This is a genomic window from Sulfurimonas sp. (genome assembly GCF_041583195.1).
In the GTDB taxonomy this organism is placed as follows: Bacteria; Campylobacterota; Campylobacteria; order Campylobacterales; family Sulfurimonadaceae; genus Sulfurimonas.
In genome coordinates this window covers 157661-174312 of the sequence record NZ_JBFHGL010000001.1, presented here as the reverse complement: position 1 = coordinate 174312, position 16652 = coordinate 157661, and the positions used below count along the sequence as shown (strand labels likewise).

Below are 16652 nucleotides of genomic sequence, written 5' to 3'. Positions count from 1 at the left end.
TTTATGTTTTATTTATTTTCTTTTAGATTTTATAAGCTCATATGCTTGATTGATCTCTTGTGTTTTTTCAGTAGCTTCTTTCATATATTCATCACCTTTACCTTGGGACTTGATAATATCAGGATGGTACTCACGTATCAGCTTTCTATATGCTTTTTTGATCGTAGCCATATCATCACTCTCGTTTACACCTAAGATTTTATAGGCATCTTCTATGTTCTCTTTAGGATGTAAATTTTTGATCATCTGCTCAAACTGATCAAAAATAGCATGATAAGAATTTGGATCAAACTCTAAAGCTTGTGCTATTGTTTGAAGAACTGCGTCTTCATTTTTACTAACTTCACCGTCTACAAATGCGAGCTGGATTAAAAAGCCCATAAATTGATGCTGTTTTGCACGATCTCTCTTTATAGCCTGACCAAGTTTATAAGCTATATCTTCAAGATCATTAAGTTTGTCTTTCTCTTCTGAGAATATACGCTTTAGTATGTCTCTAGTTTTTTCAGGTTCAGGAAAAACCGAAGATATATCATCAAACATTATTCCTACCAGTTCAGCTTCAAGTGAATCAACTTTACCATCAGCCTTGGCTACCTTTGCAACAAGTGCCACAAAAAGACCAAGGTCACTTTGTTTGATTGATTCATATGAAACAGAGAAATTTTTAAAAGCTTCTTGAGAATAAGCCGTATATCTAGAATATGATTTAAAAATGTAGTAAAAAACAGCCCCTAAGATAGCTAGTACGATTATATTACCCATAATACACCTTATATATTTTTCTAGAAGTATATATGAAAAAATTTAACGACAAACTACTGCTTAATATTTTTTCTTTTTCTGTATTTATAGTACTCGTGAGATACAAAAAGTATTATTGGAAAAGGCAGTAGTATCCACAGCTCGCTAAGCGGTATATATGCCGTGTGAAATATCTTTTGAACACTCTCTAACCCTAGAAGCATCCAGATCCAAAAAAACTCCAATACCATTGCACCTATAAGCAGTTTATTAGTTGTAAAACCTATACTCCACGCTGAGAATTCCCAACTTCGCATAGTCCACACATTTACCAGCTGACAACTAATAGCACCGAGAAGTGTCATAGTCATAGCTTGGGAATGAAGTACAGGATCATTCAGATTAACTGTGCCGTATTCCCAGCCGTGAAGAAGCAAGAAACTGATAAAAGCCACCATTGCGGCAGTCGCTTCAATAACACCTATAAAGAAGTAACCACGTTTAAAAACTTCCCAGTCCAATATCTTTTCATCTGATCTAATTGGCGGGCGCTTCATAATATTTTTTTCCGGCTTTTCACTTCCAAGTGCAAGACCGGGAAGCATATCTGAACCAAGATCTATTGATAATATTTGTATTACTGAGAGCGGTAGAGGGATCTTAAAAAAGAACTGCAGTATATATGGAACAATCTCAGGAACATTTGAAGATAAGATGTATGTTACGAATTTTTTAATATTAAAATATACAGTCCTTCCTTCCTCAATAGCTGAGACAATAGATTTGAAGTTGTTATCCAAAAGGATCATATCCGCAGATTCCTTTGCTACATCTGTACCACCTGCTCCCATAGCTATACCAATATCTGCACGTTTTAGTGCAGGTGCATCATTTACACCATCACCAGTCATTGCAACAACGTCACCATTTTTTTGCAATGCTTGTGCAATTCGAAGTTTTTGAAAACTTGTCATTCTTGCAAAGAGTATATTGTTCTCTTTGAGAGAAATCTCCAACTCCTCTTCATCTAACTCAGCAAGCTCTTTTCCAGTTAATACACTGTCATAAGGTAGACCTATTTTTTTGGCTATTGCCTGAGCTGTCCTGTCATTATCACCTGTGATCATCATGGTACGTATACCTGCAGAGCTACACCGTGCTATTGCATCTTTCACTTCAGCTCTTGGCATATCCATAATTGCGACAAGACCTAAAAATATTAAACCTTCCTCTTTAGAATCTAAACCTTTGGCAATAGCGAGTACTCTAAAGGCTTGATTTTCGTAATCTTCAGCACCGCGAAGCATCTCTTTTTTTGTATTTTCGTCAAAATTTTTGATCTCTCCATTTTTATCTATATATTTATCAGACTTTTCAAATATAACTTCAACCGCACCCTTTGAGTAAATTGTTTGCCCAGAAGAGTTTTCATAGATCGAAGACATCATCTTCCTCTCAGAGCTAAAAGGAATCTCCTGTGTTTTTGTAAAGCCACTTATATCAAGTTTTCTTTTATTTGCTGCACTTACAATTGCTAACTCTGTTGGATCTCCAAAAACTTCATTACCTTCAATTGTTGCACGAGAGTTTAGCCTGCCTGCAATTAAAAGCTCATCCAAACGTTGATCTGTAGTTTGATTAGACTCTTGTGAGCTAAATTCACCCTGAGATATATACCCCTCACCACTTACAGATATATTCTCGCCTGAGCTCAAAAGGATATTTTTTAAACTCATCTCATTTTGTGTAAGCGTACCCGTTTTATCTGTACATATTATGGTTACACTCCCCAAAGTCTGAACAGAATCGAGGTTTTTTATAAGTGCGTTTCGTTTTGCCATGCGCTGGCTTGCAAGTGATAGAGAGAGTGTAATTGTAGGAAGAAGACCCTCGGGTACATTGGCAACGATAAGTGAAAGGGCAAAAATAGCAGCTATTAAAAAGCTCTGATTAGAAAACATACCAAGTACAAAAAATACACAACCCATTGCTAGAGCGATCAGTGTGAGTATATGGGTGATGTGTATAACCTCTTTTTGCATAGGGGTTAGAGTTTTTTGTATATTTGTAGTTAGAGTAGCAATTTTCCCAAACTCTGTAGAATCACCTGTTGAGACAACCACAGCTACACCATTACCAGAGACAACGGAAGTCCCTGCATACACCATGTTTTTGGCATCCAAAGATCTAGTAGTTTTATTGTCGTAGTTTTGTTCACGTTTAGATGGTCTTGATTCACCGTTTAGGGCTGAGGTATTTATATAAAACTCTTCACACTCTAATATAACTGCATCTGCGGCAACCTTGTCTCCCTCTTCAAGGATAATTATGTCACCTGGAACCAGACCTTTAGCATCTATACTTTTATTTTCTCCATCTCGTACAATTGTGACTATGGTAGGCATAAGTTTAAGTAAGGCCTCCATAGCTTTGTCGGCTTTGTATTCCTGCCAAAAAGTAAAAGTTGCATTTATAATAACGGCAGCGATTATCGCATATGCTAATATATCATTGCCTTCGTTAGGAACGAAACTATCAGCAATAAAGGCTAAAACGGCTGCAACTTCAAGCAATATTGCAAAAAACTGAACATATTGTTTTAGATACTCTTTTAAGTAGCTTTTTTTCTCTTTAGTACCAATCTCATTTGCTCCAAAATCATTCAACCTGCGCTTAGCATCTGCTTCACTTAAGCCACTCTCGGATGTATGGTATTTATCTAATAGATCGGTTTTATTCAATTGAAAAGATTTCATTTTCAACTACTCTTTTGTGTAGTAGGCTATAGTATTTACTGAAGCCTCACGCATAAGTCTCTCTATTGGCAATTCTTTTGAAAATAATGTTCTGACAGATAGGCGTCTGGCTCCTATAATGAGCAGATCGACATCTGATTTTGCAACTTGACTTAAAATACTTTGTGTCTCATTAAATGTAAAGTCATGTTTTATATTTAGGCTAAATGGCATAAAGTTTGATAGTTTTTTGTAGTGCCTTAGGTTGTAGTTTATGGCTGAGAGTCTTTCTCTGGTTTCATGTATACCGATTGCAGCAAGTCTGAATTTAGATATTTTGGTTACAGAGTATATCTCACCTTTTGCTTTGTAAGCTGAAGAAAGTATTGAGAAAAAAGTGAATTTTTTTACAGATAGTTTATCCTCTTTTATAGATAGAAAAATATTTCCTGATTCTAAAATATTGTTTATGTGCACAATTCTAACTACGGCTATATCTATGTTGAGGTTCATTTTTATAAGTAGTTCACTAAATGAATTTTTTATAAATTTTGTATGTTTTCTGGTTGAGCAAAAGATCGTATCAGCATTAATATCTAGCAAATAATTTTTTATATTTTTTTTGGAAAATTTACTTAGTATAACTGTTTCAACTTTAATGTTTTCAGATACAGCAATCGTTGATATACGTTCTATACTTGCTTTAACATCTTCTATATCATCTTTTCTATTTTCAACATGAAATAATACTAATGTAAAGTCCTGAGCTTGAGCATATTTAAGTGCATAAAATGCCATGCTTTCAGAAGTTATACTGCCATTTAGTGAAGCTACAACTTTCATAATAAACTCCTTGGAAGATATTATTATAGTACAATTCGATTTATGAAAAGAATTAAAGAGCTAAACAAAGGTGTTCAGTATATGCTGATCGCCTCATTTACATTTGCAATAATGGGTGCTTTTGCAAAACTTGCATCTGATCATATGCCATCATTAGAAGTTGTATTTTTTAGAAATGTTTTTGGTGTAGCGATTATAGCTTATGCAATATATAAAAGCCCGCTTCAAAGTGAAGGTGGAAAGCCATTTTTACTTTTATTTCGTGGAATGATGGGTTTTTTAGCACTTCTTGGTTTTTTTTATAATATAGCACATATCCCTTTGGGAGATGCTATGACATGGTCTAAGACTTCACCTATTTTTACTGCTATTTTTGCTTGGCTTTTTTTATCTGAACATTTGAGTAAAAAAGCATGGTTTGCTATTTTTATTGGATTTATCGGTATTGTTTTTATAACAGAACCTACAAATATAGGCTTTACAAAGTATGATGCACTTGGTCTTTTTAGCGGAATAGGTGCAGCACTTGCATATACTTCAATACGTGAGCTTAAAAAACATTACGATACACGTGCTATAGTGCTTTCATTTATGGGAGTAGGTACAGTTGGTCCGCTAATTTTATTTGCAGTTTCTGAATTTGTATATATGCCTAGTTTGGATTTTATGTTGGGTGAATTTGTAATGCCAAGCGGAGTAGTTTGGGTATATGTTATAGCGATGGGAGTTCTCGCTACCATTTCACAACTGCTCATGACCAAGGCTTATAGTGAAACAAAAGCGGGAATTGTCGGTGCTGTAAGTTATACAAATATTTTATTCTCAATTATGGTCGGAGTTATGCTTGGGGATGCACTGCCTAGTTTATCGGTAACTACGGGAATTATTCTTGTAGTACTGGCAGGTATACTGGTCGCAAGGGCTAAATAGTTTTTTTAGGTAACATAATGCTGAATCTAGCACCATCTTTAGTGTTTTTAACACTTAACAAACCTTTTATATGTTGATCAATAATCATTTTAGACATATAAAGACCAAGGCCAGTTCCATTTTTTGATTTTGTACTGAAATACGGCTCGTATATTTTATTTATTATTTCTTTCTCAATTCCACCGCCGTTATCTTCTATATGTATGATAATTTTATCATCTAAAGTTTCAAAATTGATAGATATAGTTGGTTTATATATATGTCTCTCAATTAAAACATCTATAGCATTGTTTAGGATGTTGATTATTGATTGTACAAGCTCGTTAGCATATGTATTAATTCCACCGCACTTACATTGCATTATATGTAATTTTACTTCTGTTGTAGATAGTCTTGGTTGAATAAAATGCTGTACACGTCCAATAAGTTCATCTATTTCTATATCTTGTTTTAGTTTTTCAGGCTTGAAAAAAGTTTGAAAATCATCTACCGTGTCAGAGAGATAAACCATGGTGTCAGATATTTTATCTAAGATCTCAATGTGATCATTGTTTTTTTCTTCACTCATCATTAGTTTCAGTCTCTCTTGGGCTATTAAAAGAGTCGTAGTAGATAGAGGTTGTCTCCATTGGTGGGCTATCATACTAAGCATCTCACCCATTGCTGCAAAACGTGATTGACTGATCATTAGTTGTCTTTGGCTTATAAGCTCTTTTTCAAAGTTAGTTATTTTTTTTGTATAGGACCTGAAAAAAAGACTTGCCATAATAAAACTTAGAGTGAATGTACTTATAGCTACGTCTGATAGGTTTAGACCATAAAAGTGATTGACTATTAGAATAGTTGCTAAAGATACACCGGCTACAATATTACCTGTAAACACTCCACCTGTTATATATGCTGCAAATACCAGTAGGTAAAACCATATAAGACGAAACTCATCATTTGGAACACAGATCAGCGTACATATAAAGTCTAGGTATGCACCAAAGTACATTGCATACGCAATATAAAGATAACGTGATTTTGTACCTCGAAGTAAAATTATTAGTATTACAGAAACAGCTGAGAGTGTATAGTTGGCAATAGTTTGCTGCATACCAAGCGGCATAATGTCAAAGACACTCAGTGTAGCGATTAAAAAAGTAAAAATCCCCATTAGAACGAGTATTGTATTTAATACTTTATATTGAAACTTTAAAAGCAGTTCATCATTATTAAATGAATGATAGCTTACTAAAAAGTCGTCAAAAAATGCTTTACTAATCTTGTACATATTATTGGACCAAATATCTTTTTTGCGTCATTATAACTAAAGTAACTTTTATTTAAAAGCATTATGATATAATCACTTTTTATTTTAAAAGGTTATATATGATATTACTTAGTGGACCTTGTGTAATTGAGAGTGAAGAGAATATTTTTAAAATCGCAAAAGAGTTGGAAAAATACCATAACGATGATGCGATCGACTTCTATTTCAAAGCAAGTTTTGATAAAGCCAACCGTACATCTTTAGAGTCTTTTCGCGGACTTGGAATCGATGAAGGTTTGAGAATATTACAAAAAGTAAAAGATGATTTTGGATATAAAGTTGTAACTGACGTTCATGAATCTACTCAGGTAGCTCAGGTTGCTGAAGTTGTTGATATGCTTCAAATCCCTGCGTTTTTATGTCGCCAAACTGATCTTCTTGTTGCATGTGCAGAAACAGATAAAAAGATAAATATCAAAAAAGGGCAATTTTTAAGTGCAGATGCAATGGTTTATCCTGCACTAAAGATACTTCAAACTCGTGGATGCAACGAAGCTACATATGAGAACTCTAAAAAACACGGGCTTTATCTTTGTGAGCGCGGAAACTCTTTTGGATACGGAAACATGGTAGTAGATATGCGTAATCTTGTTATTATGAGAGAATTCGCACCGGTTATATTTGATGCTACACATTCTGTTCAGATGCCTACAGCTGCAAACGGTAAAACTGGTGGTGATTCTTCAATGGTTCCATACCTTGCTAAGGGTGCAGCTGCAGTTGGAGTTGACGGTTTCTTTTTTGAGACACACTTTGACCCAAGCATTGCACTCAGTGATGGACCAAATATGATAAAACTTGATGAGTTGGAAAACTTAATAACAAAAATTAAAAAAATACAGGAGATATAGAGAATGAATTTAATTGAAGGTAAGTTAAGAATTAACGGCGGTAAAAAAATAGCGATCGTAAGTACAAGATGGAATCACTTTATAGTTGACAGATTAGTTGAGGGTGCTGCTGATGCATTTGCTCGTCACGGTGGTGAAGACTCTGATCTTACTCACGTTTTAGCTCCTGGTGCATTTGAATTACCGATGGTAGTTGAGAAGCTTTTAGCATCTGGTAAGTATGATGCGGTTTGTGCACTTGGTGCAGTTATCCGTGGTGCTACTCCACACTTTGATTATGTATCTGCTGAAGCTACTAAGGGGATTGCATCAGTTAGTTTAAAATACCAAAAACCGGTATCGTTCGGGCTTTTAACTACTGATACAATTGAGCAGGCTATTGAGCGTGCAGGTACAAAAGCTGGTAACAAAGGTTTTGAAGCTATGACTACTGTTATTGAACTACTTGATTTATATGAGAATATGTAATGGCTACAAGACATCATGCTAGAATGGCAGTGGTTTCACTGCTTTATGCTTATGATCTAGGTAATGGAAACATTGCTGAGCATACTTCGGAGATACTTGAAGAGAAAAAGATCCGTAATAAACAAAAGGACTTTGCATTAAGTCTGTATGACGGTGTTATGCAGAACCTGCCAAAGATCGATGAATCTATTATAAAACATCTTAAAGACTGGGATTTTGAACGTTTAGGCTCAATTGAGAGAGCTACTCTTCGTTTAGCTGGTTATGAGATCCTTTTTGGTGATCTTGATTCTGCTGTTGTTATTAATGAAGCAGTTGAGATTACTAAAGCATTTGGAACAGAACAGTCTCCAAAATTTATAAACGGTGTCCTTGACGCGATTAGCAAAGACAAGTAAAGTTTTATGAAAAAACTGGTTTTTTTATTTATTTTTTTTAGCACACTAGCATTTGGTGAAAACGAATGTGTAGTGTGTCATAAAGGGATAGAAGATATCCGCGATCGAAACTCCGACATGATGAAAGAGATTTTGAAAATCGCAGACAAAGCCGGTCACAAAGGTAATGATTGTATAGTTTGCCATGGTGGAAACCCGTATAACAAAAGTAAAGAGTATGGTCATAAAGGGACTGTAAAATATTTTAAAAACAACGACGGACCTAAAGATTTTTACCCATCACCTACAGATCCTTCGATAAACAAAAATACTTGTGGAATGTGTCATAAAAATCAAGTAAATGCTCAGTATAGCTCAATGATGATGAGTATTAAAGTTGATTCTAACGAGACAAACAGCTCTACAAATTCACATGCTATTATTGGTAGTGAAAAGTATATAAAATATATGCAAACTCTTTCACAAAAAGAGCCAAATGCTTTTAAAGAAAAACCGTATAAGCATAAGAAGTCTTCTTACTCAAAAGGTAAAGGGTGTGCGGTTTGTCATATACCTTTTGCAGAAGATGGGCTTTATAAAGGGGATGATGTTAGAATCTCTAAAAAGAACCCTTATCATCTTCTGACTCATAAGATACAAAGTTCTCGTGAGGTAAGAGTTGATGTAGCTGATCACAACTATACAGGCGTAGCAATAGAGTCTTGTGTTAAGTGTCATAAATCTAAGAAATTTACAGCTATGTCGTATCAGGGCTTGATGGATATAAAATCTAAACACCATATAAAGCTGCAAGAAGATATCCACTTTAAAAAAGGGATGAGCTGTCAGGATTGCCATACTTCAAACGATCTTCACGGAAGCGGTTATAAAACAAATGAGAATCTGGCAGCAGTTGAGATCGAATGTCAAGATTGTCACGGAACAACAAAAAAATATCCTTGGGAACTGCCTCTTGGTTTTTCAGATGAGTTTAATACAACTGTATCAGATTCTAAGGGCAGGGGTGTTGCTAAAGAAGTTGCAAAATATTTAAAACAGGGCTATGTGGCTGAAGAAGCTGATGGATATCTTCTTAGTGCCCGTGCAAATCCACTAACAAATGTAGTAAAAAAAGATAATACTGTTATCGTGCATTTGGCTAATGGAAAAGATATAGAATTAAAACCGCTTAAACTGTTAAAAAAAGAAAAAGAGCTCTCAAGTAAAGCTTTAGCGGCTATGGATAATGTAGATAAACATACAGACGCTTTAGAGTGCTATGCATGTCATACTAAATGGGCTCCTCAGTATTATATTGATGAACATAAAAATAAGTTTGTAAGATGGGAGGAACCTGTTTTAGCTCAAAATGGAGAGGGCAGAATAAGTCCTGTTATACAAAAAGAAAAAATGAGTTTAACAGCTCAACCTCATAGTGTTTCGGAAAAAGCACGTACATGTGAGAGTTGTCATGTTTCAAATAAAGCTATGGGGATGGGACTTGGTTCACTAAAACAAAACCATACAAAACTGACAGATATTCAAAGCAACTTTAAATTAGCATCTGTTTTAAACCAAGAACAGTTGAATAAGCTTGATCGTAAAGGTATGTGTGTATCATGCCACAAAAGTATACCAAATGGGAATTTGGCAGTTTCTGCTATGGTTCATGTTTCACAAATGAGTGAGGTAAATATAGATAAAAATATGCATAGTTATATACTATCAAAGATTTTAGATATTGGAGCGTGGGCACAGCTTATAGTTCTGGCTTTAATCTTGTTAATTATTACGTATTTTATTTATGTTAAATTTATAAAGAAAAAACCGGTAAACCCTAGAAATGAAGGTTGGAAATAGTTTGAAAAGATTGACTAAAGAAGAAGCATTAGATTTAATAAGAAATGCCGACTTAAAAGAGTTGGGCAAAATGGCAACTGCACGTAAAAAAGAGTTGCATCCAAAGGGTGTAACTACATTTGTAGTTGACAGAAATATTAACTATACTAACATATGTTGGGTAGATTGTAAATTTTGTGCATTTTACAGACATGAAAAAGATGAAGATGCTTATGTACTAACTTTTGAAGAGATAGATAAAAAGATAGATGAACTTTTAGAAATAGGTGGAACTCAGATCCTTTTTCAAGGAGGAGTTCATCCAAAGTTAAAGATAGAGTGGTATGAAGATCTTGTTGATCATATTCATAAAAAATATCCAACTATTACAATACACGGTTTTTCATCAATCGAGATAGACTTTATAGCACGTGTGTCACGCATAAGTGTTACAGAAGTACTGGAGCGTTTGAAGGCTAAAGGGCTTGCATCTATTCCTGGAGCGGGAGCTGAGATTTTAAGTGATAAGGTTCGTGATATTATCGCACCTAAAAAGATAGATTCAGATGTATGGATAGATATTCATCGCCAGGCTCATCAACTTGGTATTATGAGTACGGCTACAATGATGTATGGTACGGTCGAGACGGATGAAGATATAATTGATCACTTAGATATGGTTAGAAATCTTCAAGATGAAACAGGCGGATTTCGTGCATTTATTATGTGGAGTTTCCAAGGCAAAAATACTGAACTATTACGTCAGATCCCAGATATGGAAAAACCATCATCAAACCGTTACTTAAGACTATTAGCAGTTGCAAGATTATATCTTGATAATGTCCCTAATATTCAAAGTTCATGGGTTACTCAGGGGCCGTATATTGGTCAGTTGGCATTAAAATTTGGTGCAAACGATCTTGGTTCAACTATGATGGAAGAGAATGTTGTAAGTTCTGCAGGAGCAAGTTTTGCAATGGCAAAAGATGAGATGATACATCTGATTCGTGACGTTGGTGAACATCCTGCAATTAGAAATACGGCATATGAGATTTTAGAGAGATTTTAAGATGTTAAAACTCTTAGTATTATTTTTTTTAACAGGACAAATTTTAATGGCAGCAAAAGTAGAATATATAAAAGTAGATGATCTTAAAATACCGGTAATTTTTGAAAAAGACAAAAGACTACCGCTTGTAAACATGCAGTTTGTTTTTCAAAACTCTGGAAGTATAGAAGACGATGATAAAGCGGGACTTGCAAAACTAAGTGCATCTATGATGGGTGAGGGTACTAAAAAATTAGGCTCATCTAAGTTTGCAGAAGCACTAGAAGCTAAAGCTATACATATTTCTGCAACAACAGGTCGAGAGACTTTTGTTATAGAAGTTGGAAGTATTAAAGAGGAGTTTGACGATGCACTAAAGTATTTTGATATGCTTTTAGGCGATCCAAACTTGAGCAACGATGCACTAAAGAAAGTAAAAACGGTTAGACTTGGGGCATTGGCAAGAAAGCAAAATGATTTTGATTATGTGGCATCAAACGAGTTGAAATCTATAATGTTTAAAAATACCCCTTTAGCTAATCCATCATCAGGAACGATAGATAGTGTAAAATCTATAGATCTCAAAGACATAAAAAGCTTTTTAAAAGAGCATATTGTAAGCAGCAGACTAATTGTAGTAGTAGGCGGAGATATAGCTTTAAACGATGTAAAAACAAAATTAAAAAATATAATTTCTAAAATGCCAGAAGGAAAGATGTCTGAACTGAAAACATATAATGTTACAGATAAAGCTAATGAGAATATTCTAAAAAAAGAGACTGAACAAGCTTATGTATACTTTGGTTCGCCTTATAATATGAAAGTTAGCGATGATGATTATTTTAAAGCTCGTGTAGCTACTTTTATATTGGGTACTGGTGGTTTTGGAAGCCGTCTGATGGAAGAGATCAGAGTAAAAAAAGGACTTGCATATTCTGCTTATGCCAGAGTAAACGTAAATAAATCTTCTTCATATTTTAGCGGTTATCTTCAAACAAAAATAGAATCGATGGATGATGCTAAAAAAACAGTAAAAAATGTAATAAAAGAGTTTGTAAAAAAAGGTGTTACACAAGATGAACTGGATCAAACTAAGAAGTTTTTACTTGGAAGTGAGCCTTTAAGAGTTGAGACTTTAAGTCAAAGACTCAGCAGAACTTTTCAACACTACTATAGGGGTCTTCCTTTAGACAATTCAGAAATAGAACTGGAAAAGATCAAAGAGTTAAGTTTAGATGAGCTAAATAAATATATTAAAGAGCATAAAGAGATACTTGAACTTAGCTTTGCAATAGTTACGAAGTAAAAGGGCTATAGTATATGAAGAGTATAATTTTAATTATATTAATGACACTAACTGTAAGTGCATCGGAAAATATAAAGTGGATAAAAACTTATACTGAAGCTGTTAAATTATCTAAAAAACAAAAAAAGCCGATGCTTCTATTTATGAACAGAGAAGACTGTGGTGCTTGTGAGTTTATGAAAGAGAATGTATTTATAGATGAGATGATATATAGTTATATTAACGAGAACTATATTCCTGTGTATGTAAATATACATAAAAACGATGCACCAAAAAAAATGCAGGTAAAAATGACACCTGTATTTCACTTTGTCAGAGATGATAATTCTTTGATTCAAGAAAGTTTAATTGGCGGGAAAACAGGACTGTTCTTTTTAAAAATTTTAAAAGCCGGTGTAACGGAATATTAAATTGAAGGTTTTTAATATTACACGTATTAAAAAAATTTTGTGTGTAATACTTGTAACATCAAACTTAAGTGCTATAGAGTTATCAAACACTAAAACTGAAGATAGTGTTAATGATAATTTAGAGTTTAGTTTTAAATACCGTGGACGTATTGATTCATATAATGGAATTAATAAAAAAGCTTATGGTAATGATCAATCACTTATAGGTGATCCAGATGATAATATTTACCTTCAACAGATAGTTTCAGGATTTAAATACATACCATATCCAGATTATGAATTTAAGATCCACATGTATGATTCTCGCGGGTATAACTCTTCTTTAAAACCTAATGATTTTATAATAAATCAAGGAACTCCAGATGAATATATGATGAGTTACTATGATGACCATTTAGAACTCTTTGAGGCTTATGCGAAAAAAAGAGGTGTTTTAATAAAAGAGTTAACTTTTACTCTTGGTCGTCAACAGTTGGGTTATGGTGATAAACGTATATTTGGACCTGGAAACTGGGGAAATACCATAGGTTGGTTATGGGATGCTGCACACCTATCTTATAAAAATGATAATGATTTTTTTGATATATGGTACGGTCAAGTAAGAGTTAAAGAGACTGATGATTTTAGTATATTAAAAAAACATCGATTCCAAGGTGTAGGACTATATAGCCATTTTGAGTATAAGTATACTAATATAGAACCATTCTTTGCATGGCGAAATAACTTACATCATATTGTTAAAGATGAAGAAAATATCTACTATTACGGACTTCGTTCATTTAAAAAAACACCTGGACTAATATATGATGCTACATTTGCCAAAGAGCATGGTAAAAAAGGTAGTATAGATATTAGAGCATATGGATATGTTCTAAAAGCAGGTTATATGTTTGATAACAACTATAAAACCAAGATTTCATTTGGAAGGGTATATGCATCAGGTGATAAAGACTCTAATGATAATACATCTCAAACATTCTCAACACCGTTTGGTGCTACCGATGGAGAACATTATGGACGTCTTGATGCTATGGCATGGTCAAACATGAAAGACCTTCAAGCTTCAATATCATTATACCCACTAAAAGATTTTTCTACAGAGTTCATTTATCACCACTTCAATTTAGCAAATGCAAATGACAGTTGGACATATTACAAATATAAAAATATAGGTCTAAATAGTTATACACATATAGGTGATGAATATGATTTTGTATTAAAGTACAAAGTTGACAAATCATTAGATATTTTGGCTATAGGATCTTATTTAAAAGCTGGTGATTTTATTATAAAGAACAATATAGCAAACAATAATGCAAGTAAAATGTTTTTTCAATTTACATATAAATTTAATACAAATATGTCAAAATGAAATAATTTTGACTATATATTATGAAATAAAGTAATATTATAGATATCCATATGTAAAAGAAGTAAAAATGAAGTTAACAAATGAGCAAAGTGAAAAGTTTAAAAAACTAGGTATCTCTTCATTTATTGAACTCTCTTTAATTATCCCCTCATCTTATGAAGACTACCGAATAAACAGCTCTTTAGTAGAGCATACATCGCAAGTAATCGATGCTACTGTAGAGTCTGTCTATCGTGCTCCAAATTCTATTCAAGTCACTTTTTATGCACATAATTTTGGACATACTATCCACGGTGTTCTTTTTCGTCCAAAACCGTATATGATACATCAGTTTAAAATCGGTGAGAGAAATTATTTTTACGGATTGTGTGATTGTAAAATGGGGAAATGCTCAATCACTATGCCAAAAAAGATCTCGCAGGTAGGATCTATAACTCCAAAATACAAGTCTAAACTACGTAGTGATGTCTTACAAAGGTTTATTCAGAATAATCTTACAATTGATTGTTTAGTTGATGAAGGTTTAAAAGAAAAAGTAGCAGAAGAGATCATAAAACTTCATTTTCCAACTGCAATGCCAAAAAAAGAGTTGGACGAGGCTAGCTTAAATGCTTTAAAATATACAGAGCTTTTCTCATATATGAAGAAGTTAAGTGTTAAAAGGAGATATTTTAATGCTATTAGCTCATCTGTACAAGATTATGAAGAATGGGCTAAGACACTACCGTTTGAACTTACACAAAAGCAAGTAGAAGCTATTGACGATATAAAACATGATCTTTTAAAAAATGTAGCTGCAAAGCGCATGATTGTAGGTGATGTAGGAAGCGGTAAAACTATGGTTATACTAGCATCGGCATACATGAACTATCCAAACAAGTCTATTCTAATGTCTCCTACAACAATACTTGCAAATCAGCTTTATGAAGAAGCTAAAAAATTTTTGCCAATGATGAAAATAACACTTGTTACAAACAAGTCTAAAAAAGAAGACTTAAACGGATATGATCTGATCATAGGTACGCATGCACTTTTATACAGAGAACTTCCAGTAGCAAGTTTGGTAATGGTAGATGAACAGCATCGTTTTGGAACACAGCAGAGGAATATGTTAGAAAAATTAGTAAGCAGCGGAGATAAAAAACCACATTACTTACAGTTTTCTGCAACGCCAATTCCTCGTACACAAGCTATGATAGAAACTGCACATATAGATGTAAGCTTGATCACCTCTACACCGTTTGACAAAGATATTACAAGCAAGGTTATACATAAACAAGATTTTAAAGATCTTCTTGAACATATAAAAGATGAAATAACTAAAGGGAATCAAGTCCTTTTAGTATATCCATTAGTTGAGCAGAGTGAGATGTTAGAATATCAGAGTATCGATGAAGCACGCTCATATTGGGAGAAAAATTTTGACGATGTATATGTAACTCACGGAAAAGATAAAGATAAAGAACAGGTACTACTTGATTTTGCAAAACATGGAAATATTTTAATAGCTACAACCGTTGTAGAAGTTGGTATATCTCTGCCAAAACTTAGCTCAGTTGTTATTGTAGGTGCTGAGAGACTAGGGTTATCAACTCTTCATCAGCTTCGTGGTCGTGTGAGTAGGACAGGTCTTAAAGGGTATTGTTATCTTTATACAAACACTTCATTTTCTGATAGATTAGATGAATTTTGTTATACCAGTAGCGGTTTTGATATTGCAAATATGGATCTAAAGTATAGAAAAAGTGGTGACCTACTAAAGGGTGTTAATCAAAGTGGTAGTCAGTTCAAGTGGATAGATTTAGCTGAGGATGAAAAAATAGTTAGTGAAGTGAAAAGGGGACTATTAATATAGTCCGAACTTTCCATCATTTCTTTTATAAAGTACGCGAGTTTTATCTTCATTATCTAAAAAGATTTCAAACATTTTGTTTCCCTCTTTTAGATCGTTTAATACATCTTCAACTTCACGAGGTTTGTAAAGATCAAGTTCAACAGGAACGATTTCGTCTTCCATTGCTTCAGCAGTCTCTTTAACATCTACGTTTTCAGCTTTAATCTCATTTAGACCAACTTTTTGATGATCAACTTCTTTATCGTGCATACGACGAAGAGCTTTTTGAGCACGCTCAATTGCCATATCGATAGCAGCGTAAAGATCATCATCATTTTGTTTTATGATAACAGAGTTTTTACCAGCCATACTGATAACAAACTCAACCATTGAATGTTCTTTACCTTTTTTACTTTGAGCAGATGCTACAACATTCACACTTGTAATTCCCATATTGTATTTGTTAAGAGTTTCTATAGATGAAGTCATATGAGCTTTAATCGGCTCTGTTAATTCTAAATGTCTTCCAGTTAGGGAGATATTCATATCAATCCTTTTTAAGTTTTAAGTCGCGAATTAT

Annotated in this window: 15 protein-coding genes; 10 read left to right on the top strand and 5 right to left on the bottom strand. The window is 33.8% G+C overall.

From position 1 onward, the window contains the following. Positions 1 to 12: 12 nt before the first annotated feature. Genes ABZA65_RS00855 through ABZA65_RS00845 form a run of 3 tightly spaced genes read right to left on the bottom strand, consistent with a single transcriptional unit; the run spans position 13 to position 4322 of the window. Positions 13 to 765, bottom strand: a complete 753-nt coding sequence (locus ABZA65_RS00855) for a DnaJ domain-containing protein (RefSeq protein WP_373069604.1) — start codon at positions 763 to 765, stop codon at positions 13 to 15. 53 nt (positions 766 to 818) lie between these two features. Next, positions 819 to 3500 carry a cation-translocating P-type ATPase gene (locus ABZA65_RS00850; RefSeq protein ID WP_373069603.1) on the bottom strand — a complete coding sequence of 894 codons (2682 nt, stop codon included), beginning with the start codon at positions 3498 to 3500 and terminating at the stop codon, positions 819 to 821. Between the two features lie 6 nt (positions 3501 to 3506). Further along, complete coding sequence (locus tag ABZA65_RS00845; protein WP_373069601.1) at positions 3507 to 4322, bottom strand: universal stress protein; 816 nt, start codon at positions 4320 to 4322, stop codon at positions 3507 to 3509. A 42-nt stretch (positions 4323 to 4364) separates the two neighbouring features. On the opposite strand from ABZA65_RS00845, the gene ABZA65_RS00840 reads away from it, so the two are divergent. Then, complete coding sequence (locus ABZA65_RS00840; RefSeq protein ID WP_373069599.1) at positions 4365 to 5252, top strand: DMT family transporter; 888 nt, start codon at positions 4365 to 4367, stop codon at positions 5250 to 5252. On the opposite strand, the gene ABZA65_RS00835 is transcribed toward ABZA65_RS00840, so the two are convergent. Continuing rightward, positions 5245 to 6528 carry a sensor histidine kinase gene (locus tag ABZA65_RS00835; RefSeq protein ID WP_373069597.1) on the bottom strand — a complete coding sequence of 428 codons (1284 nt, stop codon included), beginning with the start codon at positions 6526 to 6528 and terminating at the stop codon, positions 5245 to 5247. The two genes, ABZA65_RS00840 and ABZA65_RS00835, sit on opposite strands and share 8 nt — an antisense overlap. Before the next feature lie 98 nt (positions 6529 to 6626). Here ABZA65_RS00835 and kdsA point away from each other — a divergent pair, with 98 nt between their 5' ends. The 9 genes from kdsA (at position 6627) to recG (ending at position 16093) form a co-directional block, all read left to right on the top strand. Further along, on the top strand, positions 6627 to 7418 hold the full coding sequence (gene kdsA / locus ABZA65_RS00830; protein WP_373069595.1) for a 3-deoxy-8-phosphooctulonate synthase: 792 nt from the start codon (positions 6627 to 6629) through the stop codon (positions 7416 to 7418). Between the two features lie 3 nt (positions 7419 to 7421). Further along, entirely contained in the window at positions 7422 to 7886 is a 465-nt protein-coding gene (gene ribE, locus ABZA65_RS00825) for a 6,7-dimethyl-8-ribityllumazine synthase (protein WP_373069593.1), read from the top strand. After that, a complete protein-coding gene (gene nusB / locus ABZA65_RS00820) occupies positions 7886 to 8284 on the top strand; it encodes a transcription antitermination factor NusB (protein ID WP_373069591.1) in 399 nt (132 codons plus the stop codon). The genes ribE and nusB overlap by 1 nt, the downstream gene beginning before the upstream one ends. A gap of 6 nt (positions 8285 to 8290) precedes the next feature. Next, positions 8291 to 10123 carry a multiheme c-type cytochrome gene (locus ABZA65_RS00815; protein WP_373069589.1) on the top strand — a complete coding sequence of 611 codons (1833 nt, stop codon included), beginning with the start codon at positions 8291 to 8293 and terminating at the stop codon, positions 10121 to 10123. After that, positions 10107 to 11171, top strand: coding sequence for a dehypoxanthine futalosine cyclase (locus tag ABZA65_RS00810; RefSeq protein ID WP_373069587.1), 1065 nt, complete (start codon positions 10107 to 10109; stop codon positions 11169 to 11171). The genes ABZA65_RS00815 and ABZA65_RS00810 overlap by 17 nt, the downstream gene beginning before the upstream one ends. A 46-nt stretch (positions 11172 to 11217) precedes the next feature. Next, positions 11218 to 12456 carry a M16 family metallopeptidase gene (locus ABZA65_RS00805; protein ID WP_373069585.1) on the top strand — a complete coding sequence of 413 codons (1239 nt, stop codon included), beginning with the start codon at positions 11218 to 11220 and terminating at the stop codon, positions 12454 to 12456. 14 nt (positions 12457 to 12470) lie between these two features. Next, a complete protein-coding gene (locus ABZA65_RS00800; RefSeq protein ID WP_373069583.1) occupies positions 12471 to 12866 on the top strand; it encodes a thioredoxin family protein in 396 nt (131 codons plus the stop codon). A 1-nt stretch (position 12867) separates the two neighbouring features. Then, positions 12868 to 14238: an alginate export family protein gene (locus ABZA65_RS00795; protein ID WP_373069581.1), complete on the top strand. Its 1371-nt coding sequence runs from the start codon at positions 12868 to 12870 to the stop codon at positions 14236 to 14238. A gap of 67 nt (positions 14239 to 14305) precedes the next feature. After that, on the top strand, positions 14306 to 16093 hold the full coding sequence (recG, locus tag ABZA65_RS00790) for an ATP-dependent DNA helicase RecG (protein WP_373069579.1): 1788 nt from the start codon (positions 14306 to 14308) through the stop codon (positions 16091 to 16093). On the opposite strand, the gene hpf is transcribed toward recG, so the two are convergent. Further along, the gene (gene hpf / locus ABZA65_RS00785) at positions 16085 to 16618 is read right to left on the bottom strand and encodes a ribosome hibernation-promoting factor, HPF/YfiA family (protein ID WP_373069577.1); all 534 of its coding nucleotides are present in this window, start codon (positions 16616 to 16618) and stop codon (positions 16085 to 16087) included. The genes recG and hpf overlap by 9 nt on opposite strands. Positions 16619 to 16652 lie beyond the last annotated feature (34 nt).